At 64.8% G+C, this 13,550-nt stretch carries 14 protein-coding genes; 12 read left to right on the top strand and 2 right to left on the bottom strand.

What is annotated here, in order from left to right:
• Positions 1–101: 101 nt before the first annotated feature.
• Positions 102–1,037 (bottom strand): lipid A biosynthesis lauroyl acyltransferase, encoded by a 936-nt coding sequence (locus HU772_RS06620; protein ID WP_186655760.1) that lies wholly within the window; start codon positions 1,035–1,037, stop codon positions 102–104.
• A 100-nt stretch (positions 1,038–1,137) separates the two neighbouring features.
• Here HU772_RS06620 and minC point away from each other — a divergent pair, with 100 nt between their 5' ends.
• From minC to HU772_RS06585, 7 genes are all read left to right on the top strand, one after another.
• Positions 1,138–1,899 carry a septum site-determining protein MinC gene (gene minC / locus HU772_RS06615; RefSeq protein ID WP_186655758.1) on the top strand — a complete coding sequence of 254 codons (762 nt, stop codon included), beginning with the start codon at positions 1,138–1,140 and terminating at the stop codon, positions 1,897–1,899.
• 96 nt (positions 1,900–1,995) lie between these two features.
• Positions 1,996–2,808 (top strand): septum site-determining protein MinD, encoded by an 813-nt coding sequence (gene minD, locus HU772_RS06610; RefSeq protein ID WP_186655755.1) that lies wholly within the window; start codon positions 1,996–1,998, stop codon positions 2,806–2,808.
• Between the two features lie 3 nt (positions 2,809–2,811).
• A complete protein-coding gene (minE, locus tag HU772_RS06605; protein WP_134689299.1) occupies positions 2,812–3,066 on the top strand; it encodes a cell division topological specificity factor MinE in 255 nt (84 codons plus the stop codon).
• 154 nt (positions 3,067–3,220) lie between these two features.
• Entirely contained in the window at positions 3,221–3,856 is a 636-nt protein-coding gene (locus tag HU772_RS06600; protein ID WP_186655752.1) for an RluA family pseudouridine synthase, read from the top strand.
• 124 nt (positions 3,857–3,980) lie between these two features.
• A complete protein-coding gene (locus tag HU772_RS06595) occupies positions 3,981–5,270 on the top strand; it encodes a M18 family aminopeptidase (protein WP_186655749.1) in 1,290 nt (429 codons plus the stop codon).
• A gap of 177 nt (positions 5,271–5,447) precedes the next feature.
• Positions 5,448–5,618 (top strand): hypothetical protein, encoded by a 171-nt coding sequence (locus tag HU772_RS06590; protein WP_186655746.1) that lies wholly within the window; start codon positions 5,448–5,450, stop codon positions 5,616–5,618.
• Between the two features lie 44 nt (positions 5,619–5,662).
• Complete coding sequence (locus tag HU772_RS06585) at positions 5,663–7,816, top strand: mechanosensitive ion channel family protein (RefSeq protein WP_186655744.1); 2,154 nt, start codon at positions 5,663–5,665, stop codon at positions 7,814–7,816.
• Positions 7,817–7,915: 99 nt separating this feature from the next.
• Here the strand turns inward: HU772_RS06585 and HU772_RS06580 are convergent, their stop codons facing one another.
• The gene (locus tag HU772_RS06580; RefSeq protein WP_186655741.1) at positions 7,916–8,629 is read right to left on the bottom strand and encodes a UTRA domain-containing protein; all 714 of its coding nucleotides are present in this window, start codon (positions 8,627–8,629) and stop codon (positions 7,916–7,918) included.
• A 327-nt stretch (positions 8,630–8,956) separates the two neighbouring features.
• Here HU772_RS06580 and HU772_RS06575 point away from each other — a divergent pair, with 327 nt between their 5' ends.
• From HU772_RS06575 to HU772_RS06555, 5 genes are all read left to right on the top strand, one after another.
• Positions 8,957–10,015: an extracellular solute-binding protein gene (locus HU772_RS06575; protein ID WP_186655738.1), complete on the top strand. Its 1,059-nt coding sequence runs from the start codon at positions 8,957–8,959 to the stop codon at positions 10,013–10,015.
• 110 nt (positions 10,016–10,125) lie between these two features.
• Positions 10,126–10,932, top strand: a complete 807-nt coding sequence (locus tag HU772_RS06570) for an alkaline phosphatase family protein (protein WP_186655735.1) — start codon at positions 10,126–10,128, stop codon at positions 10,930–10,932.
• Positions 10,929–11,768, top strand: coding sequence for an ABC transporter permease (locus tag HU772_RS06565; protein WP_186655733.1), 840 nt, complete (start codon positions 10,929–10,931; stop codon positions 11,766–11,768). Before HU772_RS06570 ends, HU772_RS06565 begins: the two co-directional genes overlap by 4 nt.
• Positions 11,758–12,552 carry an ABC transporter permease gene (locus tag HU772_RS06560; protein ID WP_186655730.1) on the top strand — a complete coding sequence of 265 codons (795 nt, stop codon included), beginning with the start codon at positions 11,758–11,760 and terminating at the stop codon, positions 12,550–12,552. Before HU772_RS06565 ends, HU772_RS06560 begins: the two co-directional genes overlap by 11 nt.
• 1 nt (position 12,553) lies before the next feature.
• Positions 12,554–13,543 (top strand): ABC transporter ATP-binding protein, encoded by a 990-nt coding sequence (locus tag HU772_RS06555; protein WP_186655727.1) that lies wholly within the window; start codon positions 12,554–12,556, stop codon positions 13,541–13,543.
• The last annotated feature ends 7 nt before the right edge of the window (positions 13,544–13,550 follow it).

Genomic DNA, 13,550 nt, shown 5'->3' with positions numbered 1-13,550 from the left:
GTCTGCAGGCCAGGCCTCTTCGCGGGTAAACCCGCTCCCACAGGTATCGCACATGCCGCGACCCTGTAGGAGCGGGTTTACCCGCGAAGAGCCGACGCTGGTCAGCGCTTCTTCTTGTCGTACAGCCGCGGCTCACCCTCGGGCCGCGACTTGAAGCGCCGGTGCGCCCACAGGTACTGCTCGGGGCACTCGCGCAGCACGCCTTCGACCCACTGGTTGATACGCAGGCAGTCGGCTTCCTCGGTCTCGCCGGGGAAGTCCGCCAGCGGCGGGTGCACCACCAGACGATAGCCGCTGCCGTCCTCCAGGCGCTTCTGGGTGAAGGGAATCACCCGCGCCTTGCCCAAGCGGGCAAACTTGCTGGTGGCGGTGACGGTGGCCGCGGGAATGCCGAACAGCGGCACGAAGATGCTCTGCTTCATGCCGTAGTCCTGGTCCGGCGCGTACCAGATCGCCCGGCCCTTGCGCAGCAGCTTGAGCATGCCGCGCACATCGTCGCGCTCCACCGCCAGCGAGTCGAGGTTGTGGCGCTCGCGGCCACGGCGCTGGATGAAGTCGAACACCGGGTTGCCGTGCTCGCGGTACATGCCGTCGATGGTATGGACCTGGCCCAGCAGCGCGGCGCCGATCTCCAGGGTGGTGAAGTGCACGGCCATCAGGATCGCGCCCTCGCCGTCGCGCTGAGCGGCCTGCAGGTGCTCGATGCCTTCGATGTGCGCCAGGCGCGCCAGGCGGGCCTTTGGCCACCACCAGCTCATGGCCATTTCGAAGAAGGCGATGCCGGTGGAGGCGAAGTTTTCCTTGAGCAAGCGCCGCCGTTCGTCGCCGGACAGTTCCGGGAAACACAGTTCCAGGTTGCGCGCGGCGATGCGCCGACGCTCGCCGGCCAGCCGGTACATCACCGCGCCCAGGGCGCGCCCCAGGCCGAGCAAGGCGCGGTACGGCAACTGCGCGACCAGCCACAGCAGGCCCAGGCCCAGCCACAGGGCCCAGAATCGGGGGTGAAGGAAAAGGCGACGAAAACGCGGGCGTTCCATTGAAGCTTCCGGCAAGACAAGGGCCCGGCATTCTACATCGGTTGCGGGCAATCGGTCTTATCGCTATAAGTCAGGGCACTTTTTTCGCAACAAGCCGTCTATGCAGACCATGAGCCCCAACCAGACACCCGACAACGCCCCCGTGTTCCAGCTCAAGGGCAGCATGCTTGCCATCACCGTGCTGGAACTGGCGCGCAACGACCTCGAATCCCTCGACCGCCAATTGGCGGCGAAGGTCGCGCAGGCGCCGAACTTCTTCAGCAACACGCCGCTGGTGCTGGCCCTGGACAAGCTGCCCCACGACGAGGGCGCCATCGACCTGCCCGGGTTGATGCGCGTGTGCCGCCACCATGGCCTGCGCACCCTGGCGATTCGCGCCAGCCGCATCGAGGACATCGCCGCGGCGATCGCCATCGACCTGCCGGTGCTACCGCCGTCCGGCGCCCGTGAGCGCCCGGTCGAGCCGGAGCCCGAGGTGAAGGCGCCCGAGCCTGCCCCCGCGCCGCCACCGGCGCCGGCCGAGCCCGAAGTGCGGCCGACGCGGATCATCACCTCGACTGTGCGCGGCGGTCAGCAGATCTACGCCCAGGGCGGCGACCTGGTGGTCACCGGCTCCGTCAGCCCCGGCGCGGAACTTCTTGCCGATGGCAACATCCATGTGTACGGCGCCATGCGCGGCCGTGCCCTGGCAGGTATCAAGGGCAATACCAAGGCGCGTATCTTCTGCCTGCAGATGACCGCGGAAATGGTCTCGATCGCCGGCCAGTACAAAGTCTGCGAAGACTTGCGCCGCGACCCGCTGTGGGGCTCGGGCGTGCAGGTCAGCCTGTCTGGCGATGTGTTGAACATAACCCGTCTTTAACGGATACTTGCCGGCATTTTTAGCGCAACTTTTTCTCGTTGCCGTTTTCATGTATTTGCAGGGACGCCTGTCCCGTTTATTTAGGGGTGAAACACCTTGGCCAAGATTCTCGTGGTTACTTCCGGCAAGGGGGGCGTGGGCAAGACCACCACCAGCGCCGCTATCGGTACCGGCCTCGCACTGCGCGGGCACAAGACTGTCATCGTCGACTTCGACGTCGGCCTGCGTAACCTCGACCTGATCATGGGCTGCGAACGCCGCGTGGTGTACGATTTCGTCAACGTGGTCAACGGCGAAGCCAACCTGCAACAGGCCCTGATCAAGGACAAGCGCCTCGAGAACCTGTTCGTGCTGGCCGCCAGCCAGACCCGCGACAAGGACGCGCTGACCAAGGAAGGCGTCGAGAAGGTGCTGATGGAGCTCAAGGAGCAGTTCGACTTCGTCGTCTGCGACTCGCCCGCTGGTATCGAGAAAGGCGCCCACCTGGCGATGTACTTCGCCGACGAAGCCATTGTCGTGACCAACCCCGAAGTCTCCTCGGTGCGCGACTCCGACCGCATGATCGGCCTGCTGTCGAGCAAGTCGCGCCGCGCCGAGCAAGGCGACGACCCGATCAAGGAACACCTGCTGATCACCCGCTACCACCCCGAGCGCGTCGAGAAAGGCGAAATGCTTGGCGTCGAGGACGTCAAGGAAATCCTTTCGGTCGAACTGCTCGGCGTGATTCCCGAATCGCAAGCCGTGCTCAAGGCTTCCAACCAGGGCATCCCGGTCATCCTTGACGACCAGAGCGATGCCGGCCAGGCCTACAGCGACACCGTCGACCGTCTGCTGGGCAAGCCAAAGCCGCTGCGGTTCATCGAAGTGCCGAAGCAAGGATTCTTCGCGCGCCTGTTTGGAGGCAAATAAACCATGAACCTTTTTGACTTCTTTCGTGGCAGACAGAAACAGAGCAGCGCGTCGGTAGCGAAAGAGCGTCTACAGATCATCGTGGCGCACGAGCGTGGCCAGCGCAGCACCCCGGACTACCTGCCTGCCCTGCAGAAAGAACTGGTCGAGGTGATCCGCAAGTATGTCAACATCGGCAACGATGACGTGCAGATCGAACTGGAAAACCAGGGCAGCTGCTCGATCCTCGAGCTGAACATCACCTTGCCTGAGCGCTGATCCAAGCGTTTGCGGTACATTCTGGGGCTGCTTTGCAGCCCTTTCGCGGCACAAGGCCGCTCCTACACAGGGAATTGCATACCCCCTGTAGGAGCGGCCTTGTGCCGCGAAAGGGCCGCAAGGCGGCCCCAATTGCCTTGATAGAGAACCTGCAATGCCGCTGTCGAACATCCAGATCCTTCACGAAGACGCCGCCATCCTGGTGATCAACAAGCCGACCCTGCTGCTGTCGGTACCGGGCCGCGCCGAGGACAACAAGGACTGCCTGATCACCCGCCTGCAGGAAAACGGCTACCCCGACGCCCTGATCGTCCACCGTCTGGACTGGGAAACCTCCGGCATCATCCTGCTCGCCCGCGACGCCGACAGCCACCGCGAACTGTCGCGCCAGTTCCACGATCGCGAGACGGAAAAGGCCTATACCGCGTTGTGCTGGGGCCAGCCGGCTCTGGACAGTGGCAGCATCGACCTGCCGTTGCGCTACGACCCACCGACCAAGCCACGGCATGTGGTCGACCACGAACAGGGCAAACACGCCCTGACCTTCTGGCGCATCGTCGAGCGCTGCGGCAATCATTGCCGGGTCGAACTGACGCCGATCACCGGACGTTCGCACCAATTGCGTGTGCACATGCTGTCGATCGGCCATCCGCTGCTGGGAGATCGGCTGTACGCCAACCCCGAGGCGCTGGCGGCCCATGAGCGGCTGTGCCTGCATGCATCGATGCTGAGCTTTACCCACCCGGTGTCGGGTGAGCGGTTGAAGTTCGAGTGCCCGGCACCATTTTAAGCTGCAAGCTTCAAGCTAAAAGCTGCAAGAAAAAGCCAAGGCAGATCGCGTGCAAGCTTGCTCCGCGGACCACCTTTGCTTGAAGCTTGCAGCTTGCGGCTTGAAGCTCGAATTGGAGTGACTTATGCGCGATGCCCTGAACGCCGGCCTGATCGAATTCCTCAAGGCCTCCCCGACGCCCTTCCACGCCACCGCCAGCCTCGTGCAGCGCCTCGAGGCCGCCGGCTACCAGCGCCTGGACGAGCGCGACAGCTGGGCCACGGTGCCCGGTGGTCGCTACTACGTGACCCGCAACGACTCCTCGATCATCGCCATCCAGCTCGGCAAGCGCTCGCCGCTGCTGGGCGGCATCCGCATGGTCGGCGCCCACACCGACAGCCCGTGCCTGCGGGTCAAGCCGCAGCCCGAGCTGCAGCGCCAGGGCTTTTTGCAACTGGGCGTCGAAGTGTATGGCGGCGCCCTGCTCGCCCCATGGTTCGACCGCGACCTGTCGCTGGCCGGCCGGGTGACCTTCCGCCGCGATGGCAAGGTGGAAAGCCAGCTGATCGACTTCAAGCTGCCGATCGCGGTCATCCCCAACCTTGCGATCCACCTCAACCGCACCGCCAACGAAGGCTGGCAGATCAACCCGCAGACCGAACTGCCACCGATCCTGGCCCAGGTGGCCGGCGACGAACGCGTCGACTTCCGCGCCCTGCTCACCGAGCAGCTGGCCCGCGAGCATGACCTCAACGCCGATGTGGTACTGGACTACGAGCTGAGCTTCTACGATACCCAGGACGCCGCGCTGATCGGCCTGAACGGCGACTTCATCGCCGCCGCCCGCCTGGACAACCTGCTGTCGTGCTACGCCGGCTTGCAGGCACTGCTGGACGCCGACAGCGACGAGACCTGCGTGCTGGTGTGCAACGACCACGAGGAAGTTGGCTCCTGCTCGGCCTGCGGCGCCGATGGCCCGATGCTCGAGCAGACCTTGCAGCGCCTGCTGCCGGACAACGACGAATACGTGCGCACTATCCAGCGCTCGCTGATGGTCTCGGCCGACAACGCCCACGGCGTGCACCCCAACTACGCCGACAAGCACGACGGCAACCACGGGCCCAAACTCAACGCCGGCCCGGTGATCAAGGTCAACAACAACCAGCGCTACGCCACCAACAGCGAAACCGCCGGGTTCTTCCGCCACCTGTGCATGGCCGAGGAAGTGCCGGTGCAGAGCTTCGTGGTGCGCAGCGACATGGGTTGCGGCTCGACCATCGGCCCGATCACCGCCAGCCACCTGGGGGTGCGTACCGTCGACATCGGCCTGCCGACCTTCGCCATGCACTCGATCCGCGAGCTGTGCGGCAGCCATGACCTGGCGCACCTGGTGAAGGTACTCATGGCGTTCTACCGCAGCCGCGAACTGCCCTGAGACCGAGTCGCCCGCTCCCACAGGGGTATCACTGACCTCAAGAACAGTGATACCCCTGTGGGAGCGGGTTTACCCGCGAAAGGGCCGGCACAGGCAACGCAACTGCCGCGGATCAACGCCCTCCGCGCGCAACCCGCTATGCTTAAGACATGCCCTACAGCCAAAGGATTGCCGTCCATGTCATCCCCCTTCCTCTCCCTGTTCGTGCCGGTGTTCCTGTTCCTGATGCTGCTGACCATCGGCTTCAGCATGCGCGAGCGCAATGTCGGCGTGCTGATGATGTGGATCGGCACCCTCGGCATCTTCGGCCTGACCTGCTGGAAGATCCTGGAGAAACTGCCGTCATAAACCTCTACACTCGGGCAATCGTTTGACCTGAGGTAGATTTTCCGGTGCCAGCCTTCCTGCGTTGCATCACGCTGCTGTTCCTGCTGTTCGTCACTCCGGTGCACGCCGCCGGCCTGCCCGGCCTGCTCGGTTCAAGCGCCCCCGCCCAGCCCGAGGCCAGCGAACCCCTGGGCAAGTCACTGGACGAAGTGATCAAGAACCTGGAGAACGACCAGCAACGGGCCAAGCTGCTGGCCGACCTGAAGAAGCTGCGCGACGCCAGCAAGCAATCGCAACCCAGCGTCGAACAGGGCGTGCTCGGCCTGATCGGCGGCGCCCTGCATGATTTCGAAAAGCAGTTCAGCGGCGATGCCAGTCCGTTCAAACGCTGGTCGATGGAAATCGACCAGGCCCAGGACGAACTGGCCGCGCTGGTGGTGCCGGTGCATCAATGGCCAGCGATCCTGTTCGGCTTCGCTGGGGTGATCGCGGTCTGGGCCCTGCTGGCCTACGCCTTCAACTGGATCGGCCACCGCGTGCGCCTGCGCTTCGGCCTCACCGAGGAACTGCCCCAGCACCCGCGGACCTGGGACTTGGTGCGCTTCGCCCTGCGCAAGCTCGGGCCGTGGCTGGTGGCGCTGGTGTTCACCGTCTACCTGAGCATCGTGCTGCCCTCCTCGCTGGGCAAGTCGATGGCTATGGTCCTGGCCTATGCGCTGGTGGTCGGCACGCTGTTCTCGGCGATCTGCGTGATCGCCTTCTCGCTGCTCGACGGCCCGCACCGCCACCGCGCCCTGTACATCCTGCGCCACCAGGCGTTTCGCCCGCTGTGGCTGATCGGCAGCTTCGCCGCCTTCGGCGAGGCGATGAGCGACCCGCGCCTGACCACCGCCCTGGGCAGCCACCTGGCCCACGCCCTGGCGACCCTGGCCAACGTCGTCGCCGCGCTGTGCACCGGCCTGTTCATCCTGCGTTTCCGGCGGCCAATCGCCCACCTGATCCGCAACCAGCCACTGTCCCGGCGCCTGACCCGCCGCACCCTGAGCGACACCATCGAGATCCTCGGCAGCTTCTGGTACATCCCGGCGCTGATCCTGGTGGCGATCTCGCTGTTCGCCACTTTCGTGTCCGCCGGCGACACCAGCACCGCCCTGCGCCAGTCGCTGATGTGCACGGTGCTGGTGGTGGTGTGCATGGTGCTCAACGGCCTGGTGCGTCGCCACGCCGCCAACCCCAAGCGCGCCAACAAGCGCCAGGCGGTGTACGCCGAGCGCCTGCGCAACTTCGGTTACCTGCTGGTGCACCTGTTCATCTGGCTGGTGTTCATCGAACTCGGCCTGCGCGTGTGGGGCCAGTCGATGATCGGCTTCGCCGAAGGTGACGGCCATGAGGTGAGCCTGCGCCTGCTCGGCCTGGCCGGCACGCTGATCGTCGCCTGGCTGGTGTGGATCCTTGCCGATACCGCCGTGCACCACGCCCTGGTGCGCTCGCGCCGGGGCATGGCCAACGCCCGCGCGCAAACCATGATGCCGCTGATCCGCAACGTGATGTTCGTGGTGATCTTCATCATCGCGGTGATCGTCGCCCTGGCCAACATGGGCATGAACGTCACCCCGCTGCTGGCCGGTGCCGGCGTCATCGGCCTGGCCATCGGCTTCGGCGCGCAGTCGCTGGTGGCCGACCTGATCACCGGACTGTTCATCATCATCGAGGACTCGCTGGCCATCGACGACTACGTCGATGTCGGCGGCCACCTGGGCACGGTCGAGGGCCTGACCATCCGCACCGTGCGCCTGCGCGATATCGACGGCATCGTGCACACCATCCCGTTCAGCGAAATCAAGAGCATCAAGAACTACTCGCGCGAGTTCGGCTACGCGATCTTCCGCGTGGCGATCCCGCACAGCATGAACATCGACCAGGCCATCAGCTTGATCCGCGAGGTCGGCCAGAAGCTGCGCAACGACCCGCTGATGCGCCGCAATATCTGGTCGCCGTTGGAGTTGCAGGGGGTGGAGAGTTTCGAATCGGGCTCGGCGATCCTGCGCGCGCGCTTCAAGACCGCGCCGATCAAGCAGTGGGAAGTGTCGCGGGCGTTCAACCTGGCATTGAAGCGCCAGCTCGACGAAGCCGGGCTGGACCTGGCGACGCCACGGTTGTCGGTGCAGGTGGTGACGGCCGGAGGGGGCCAGATGGCGGAAACCGGGTCCTCCCGTTAGGGCCCTTTCGCGGGTAAACCCGCTCCCACAGGATTGCCACACATTCGAAAATTGTGGGGTCTCTGTGGGAGCGGGTTTACCCGCGAAAAATCCAACACCTTATCCCGCCTGGGCGCGAATGCGGATCGCATCATGCCGCCAATACTCCAGGTCACAGTCGATCAGGTGCCCATGCTGGTCGCTGTTGACCCGGGTGATATGCAAGCCCGGGCTGCCCGCCGATACCTTCAACGCCGCCGCCGCCTCGACCGGCAACGCTGTCGGCAGGATCTCGAAGCACACCTGCCCATAGTGAATGGCGTATTCCCGCGCATAGACTTCGGTCAGCGACTGGGCCAGGTCCAGTTCAAGGATCCCCGGGAAGTAGCGCGGGTTGAGGTAGTGCTCGGCATACAGCACCGCCCGCCCGTCGATGCGCCGCAACCGGCAGATCCGCACCACGCTGGACAACGCCGGCAGGCGCAGGCGCGCGCAGATCGCCGCTGGCGCCGGCTGCAACCGCGCCGATAGCAGCTCGGTGCCGGGCAGCCGCCCCTGGTCCCGCACCATGGCATGAAAGTGACTGCGCTCGATCAGGTCGTAGGTCAGCCGTTCAGGGGCAACGAACCAGCCGCGCCGTTCCTCGCGGTAGATCAGCCCCATGGCCTCCAGCTGCACCAGCGCCTCGCGCAGGGTGATACGCGTGGTATCGAACACCTCGCTGAGCCGTCGTTCGGCCGGCAGCTTGCCGCCCGGGGCCAGCAGGCCGTGTTCGATCTGCTCCTGCAAGGCATGGCAGATGGCTGTTACCGCGCGCGGTGGCGTCGCTTGCATCAAAGGTTACCTATCTGGACTAGTCCAGCCCCGAAACAGGGCACATGGAGCCTAGTGCAAGCCTAGGCACGGCTGATGAACATCCTGTGACAAAGGCGCTCGCCAGTGCCTGCCAGATCCGGGCCAGCCCGCGCAATTCATGGCTTTCGATCTGGTCTACGCTGTATTTCCAGGGCCAACGGCCTGCCCATCACCGCCTTCGCTTACATCAAACTGTCACGCAACAGGCCTACCTTGGCTCGAGGTTTGCTGACCTAGACCACGGGTCGCAAGCACAGGATTCCCTCATAACAACGATTGCACGGCACCCCACCAAAGGAGCTTCGGATGAAAAAGTTGTTCATGGCGTCACTGCTCGGTTCGGCCATCGCTTTTTGCACCTCGGCCATGGCCCAGGACCTCAAGGCCCTTGAAGACGCCGCCCGCAAGGAAGGCGCCGTCAACAGCGTGGGCATGCCCGATGCCTGGGCCAACTGGAAAGGCACCTGGGAAGACCTGGCGAGCAAATACGGCCTCAAGCACAGCGACACCGACATGAGTTCGGCCCAGGAAATCGCCAAGTTCGATGCCGAGAAAGACAACGCCAGCGCCGACATCGGCGACGTTGGCGCGGCCTTCGGCCCGATCGCCGCCAGCAAGGGCGTGACCCAGCCGTACAAGCCGAGCACCTGGGACCAGGTACCGTCATGGGCCAAGGACCAAGACGGCCATTGGGCGCTGGCCTATACCGGGACCATCGCCTTCATCATCAACAAGGACCTGGTCAAGGAAGGCGAACGCCCCACCAGTTGGCACGACCTGGAAAAGGGCAAGTACAAGGTCGCCATCGGTGACGTCGGCACCGCCGCCCAGGCCGCCAACGGCGTGCTCGCCGCCGCCATCGCCTACAAGGGCAGCGAGAGCAACATCGAGCCGGGCCTGCAACTGTTCACCAAGCTGGCCCAGCAGAAGCGCCTGTCGCTGGCCAACCCGACCATCCAGACCCTCGAGAAAGGCGAGGTGGAGGTCGGCGTGGTGTGGGACTTCAACGGCCTGAGCTACCGCGACCAGATCGACCCCAAGCGCTTTGAAGTGCTGATCCCATCCGACGGCTCGGTCACCTCGGGCTACACCACCATCATCAACAAGTACGCCAAACACCCGAACGCGGCGAAGCTGGCCCGCGAGTACATCTTCAGCGACGCCGGGCAAACCAACCTGGCCATCGGCCACGCCCGGCCGATCCGCGCCGAGCACCTGAAGCTGCCGGCCGATGTGCAGGCCAAGCTGCTGCCCAACGAGCAGTACAAGGCCGCCCAGCCAATCAAGGACGCCGCGGCCTGGGAAGCAACCTCCAAGGCCCTGCCGCAGAAGTGGCAGGAGCAGGTGATCATCGAGATGGAATGAGGCAGCTTCAAGCCGCAAGTTTCAAGCTGCAAGATGAAGCAGGCAGATGACATGCCCGCTTCATCTTGCAGCTTGAAGCTTGCAGCTTGTAGCTCCATGTAGGAGCCACCATGCAACACAACGTCATCCTGGTCCTGCTCGACGGCCTCAACCACCAGGTCGCGCACCACGCCATGGGCCACCTGCACGCCTATGTCGAGGCCGACCGCGCCGCGCTGTACCGCCTGGAGTGCGAACTGCCGTCGCTGTCGCGGCCGCTGTACGAGTGCATCCTCACCGGCGTGCCGCCCATCGACAGCGGCATCGTGCACAACAACGTCAACCGCCTGTCCAACCAACGCAGCGTGTTCCACTACGCCCGCGAGGCCGGCCTGGGCACCGCCGCCGCGGCCTACCACTGGATCAGCGAGCTGTACAACCGCTCGCCGTTCGACCCGCTGCGCGATCGCCACACCCATGCGCCGAAGCTACCGATCCAGCACGGCCTGTTCTATTACGCCGACCATTACCCCGATTCGCACCTGCTGGCCGACGCCGAATACCTGCGCCGGCGCCATGCGCCGAACTTCCTGCTGGTGCACCCGATGAACATCGACGACGCCGGCCACCGCCATGGCCTGGACAGCAGCCAGTACCGCAACGCCGCGCGCAGCGCCGATATCCTGTTGGCCGACTACCTGCCACGCTGGCTCGAGGAGGGCTACCAGGTGCTGGTCACCGCCGACCACGGCATGAACAACGACCGCTCGCACAACGGCCTGCTCGCCGAAGAACGCGAGGTGCCGCTGTTCGTGTTTGGCGAGGCATTCAGCCTGGACCCCGCGGCCAAGCCATTGCAGACCGAACTGTGCGGGACGATCTGCGAGCTGCTCGGCGCGCCCCACGACAAACCTGTCTGCCGGGAGCTGCTCAAGTGAATGCAAGCCATCGTGGCCGCTACCTGGCCCTGCTCTGCCTGCTACCGTTCGCCGTGTTCTTCGTCATCTTCCAGATCGCCCCGCTGGCCTGGGTGGCCATCAATAGCCTGCAAAGCGACAGTGGCTGGGGCCTGGCCAACTTCAGCAAGGTGTTCGCCTCGAAGTTCTACCTGCAGGCGCTGCAACGCAGCCTGGAGATCAGCTTCTGGTCGAGCCTGTTCGGCATCGTCATCGCCACCCTGGGCGCCTATTCGCTGCGCCGGGTCGATTCGAAGCTGCGCGACTTCGTCAGCGCCTTCGCCAACATGACCAGCAACTTTTCCGGGGTACCGCTGGCCTTCGCCTTCATCATCCTGCTCGGCTTCAACGGTGCGCTGACGCTGCTGCTCAAACAGATGGGCCTGCTCGGCGACTTCAGCATCTACTCCAAGAGCGGCCTGATCCTGGTCTACACCTACTTCCAGATCCCGCTCGGCGTGCTGTTGCTCTACCCCGCCTTCGACGCCCTGCGCGAGGACTGGCGCGAATCCGCCGCGCTGCTGGGGGCCAGCCACTGGCAGTTCTGGCGACATATCGGCCTGCCGGTACTGACCCCGGCACTGCTCGGCACCTTCGTCATCCTGCTAGCCAACGCCCTGGGTGCCTACGCCACCGTCTATGCCCTGACCACCGGCAACTTCAACGTGCTGCCGATCCGTATCGCCGGCCTGGTGGCCGGCGACATCAGCCTCGACCCGAACCTGGCCAGTGCCCTGGCGATGGTGCTGGTGGGGTTGATGAGCGTGGTCACGGTGGTCCATCAATGGCTGCTCAAGAGGAGCTACCATGCGCGCTGAAAACACAGCGGGCGGGCTCTACCACCGGGTGGTGGTGTACCTGCTGTTGCTGATTCTGCTGCTGCCGCTGGCCGGCACACTGCTCTACTCGCTGGCCACCAGCTGGTCGGCGACCCTGCTGCCCAGCGGCCTGACCTTCAAGTGGTATGTGGCGCTGTGGAGCGAGCCGCGCTTTCTCGCCGCCTTTGGCCAGTCATTGCTGGTGTGCGTGGGTGCGCTGGTGCTTTCGGTGCTGCTGATCCTGCCGCTCCTGTTCGTGGTGCACTACCACTTCCCGAAACTCGACGCGCTGATGAACGTGCTGATCCTTCTGCCCTTCGCGGTACCGCCGGTGGTGTCGGCGGTGGGCCTGCTGCAGCTGTATGGCAGCGGGCCGCTGGCCATGGTCGGCACGCCGTGGATCCTGATCGGCTGCTACTTCACCATCGCCCTGCCGTTCATGTACCGGGCGATCACCAACAACCTGCAGGCCATCAACCTGCGCGACCTGATGGACGCCGCCCAGCTGCTCGGCGCCAGCCCCTTGCAGGCGGCGCTGCTGGTGGTGCTGCCGAACCTGCGCAAGGGCCTGATGGTGGCGCTGCTGCTGTCGTTCTCGTTCCTGTTCGGCGAGTTCGTGTTCGCCAACCTGCTGGTCGGCACCCGCTACGAGACCCTGCAGGTCTACCTGAACAACATGCGCAACAGCAGCGGCCACTTCAACAGCGCGCTGGTCATCTCCTACTTCGCCTTCGTGCTGGTGCTGACCTGGGTCGCCAACCGTTTGAACAAGGACAAGACCTGACATGAGCTTCGTCAGCGTACAGAACCTGCAAAAAAGCTACGCCGGCAGCCCGGTGTTCGAGAACATCGACTGCCAGATCGAACGCGGCGAGTTCGTCACCCTGCTCGGCCCCTCGGGTTGCGGCAAGTCCACCCTGCTGCGCTGCATCGCCGGGCTGACCCCGGTGGATGGCGGGCGAATCCTCCTCGACGGCCACGACATCGTGCCGCTGAGCCCGCAGAAACGTGGCATCGGCATGGTGTTCCAGAGCTACGCGCTGTTCCCCAACATGACCGTGGAGCAGAACGTCGCCTTCGGCCTGCGCATGCAGAAGGTCAAGGGCGAGGAAAGCCAGGCACGGGTACGCGAAGCCCTGGACCTGGTGGAGCTGGGCAGCTTCGCCGGGCGCTACCCGCACCAGTTGTCGGGCGGCCAGTGCCAGCGCGTGGCCCTGGCCCGCTCGCTGGTCACCCGCCCACGCCTGCTGTTGCTCGACGAGCCGCTGTCGGCGCTGGATGCGCGCATCCGCAAGCACCTGCGCGAACAGATCCGCGCCATCCAGCGCGAACTGGGGCTGACCACCATCTTCGTCACCCACGACCAGGAAGAAGCGCTGACCATGTCCGACCGCATCGTCCTGATGAACCAGGGACGCATCGTCCAGAGCGGCGACGCCGAAACCCTCTACACCGCGCCCGTGGACCTGTTCGCCGCCGGCTTCATCGGCAACTACAACCTGCTCGATGCCGACAGCGCCAGCCGCCTGCTGCAACGCCCAGTGTCAGCGCGCCTGGCGATCCGCCCAGAGTCCATCAGCCTGAGCCTTAACGGCGAGCTCGACGGCGAGATCCGCAGCCACAGCCTGCTCGGCAACGTCATCCGCTACCGTGTCTGGGTGCGCGAGGTGGAACTGGTGGTGGACGTGCTCAACCGCTGCGCCAGCGACCTACACGCGGACGGGCAACGGGTATCCTTGTCGATCGACCCCACGGCGCTACGGGAAGTGGCCTAAGGAGATT

The organism is Pseudomonas xantholysinigenes (assembly GCF_014268885.2).
GTDB classification, from domain to species: domain Bacteria; phylum Pseudomonadota; class Gammaproteobacteria; order Pseudomonadales; family Pseudomonadaceae; genus Aquipseudomonas; species Aquipseudomonas xantholysinigenes.
The sequence above is the reverse complement of the archived record's forward strand: the minus strand, read 5'-3'. Positions and strand labels throughout refer to the sequence as shown.

Coding starts and splice junctions, on each gene's coding strand:
- HU772_RS06620 (WP_186655760.1), bottom strand. CDS start 1,037: ATGGAACGCCCGCGTTTTCGTCGCCTTTTCCTTCACCCCCGATTCTGG.
- minC (WP_186655758.1), top strand. CDS start 1,138: ATGCAGACCATGAGCCCCAACCAGACACCCGACAACGCCCCCGTGTTC.
- minE (WP_134689299.1), top strand. CDS start 2,812: ATGAACCTTTTTGACTTCTTTCGTGGCAGACAGAAACAGAGCAGCGCG.
- HU772_RS06600 (WP_186655752.1), top strand. CDS start 3,221: ATGCCGCTGTCGAACATCCAGATCCTTCACGAAGACGCCGCCATCCTG.
- HU772_RS06595 (WP_186655749.1), top strand. CDS start 3,981: ATGCGCGATGCCCTGAACGCCGGCCTGATCGAATTCCTCAAGGCCTCC.
- HU772_RS06590 (WP_186655746.1), top strand. CDS start 5,448: ATGTCATCCCCCTTCCTCTCCCTGTTCGTGCCGGTGTTCCTGTTCCTG.
- HU772_RS06580 (WP_186655741.1), bottom strand. CDS start 8,629: ATGCAAGCGACGCCACCGCGCGCGGTAACAGCCATCTGCCATGCCTTG.
- HU772_RS06575 (WP_186655738.1), top strand. CDS start 8,957: ATGAAAAAGTTGTTCATGGCGTCACTGCTCGGTTCGGCCATCGCTTTT.
- HU772_RS06570 (WP_186655735.1), top strand. CDS start 10,126: ATGCAACACAACGTCATCCTGGTCCTGCTCGACGGCCTCAACCACCAG.
- HU772_RS06560 (WP_186655730.1), top strand. CDS start 11,758: ATGCGCGCTGAAAACACAGCGGGCGGGCTCTACCACCGGGTGGTGGTG.
- HU772_RS06555 (WP_186655727.1), top strand. CDS start 12,554: ATGAGCTTCGTCAGCGTACAGAACCTGCAAAAAAGCTACGCCGGCAGC.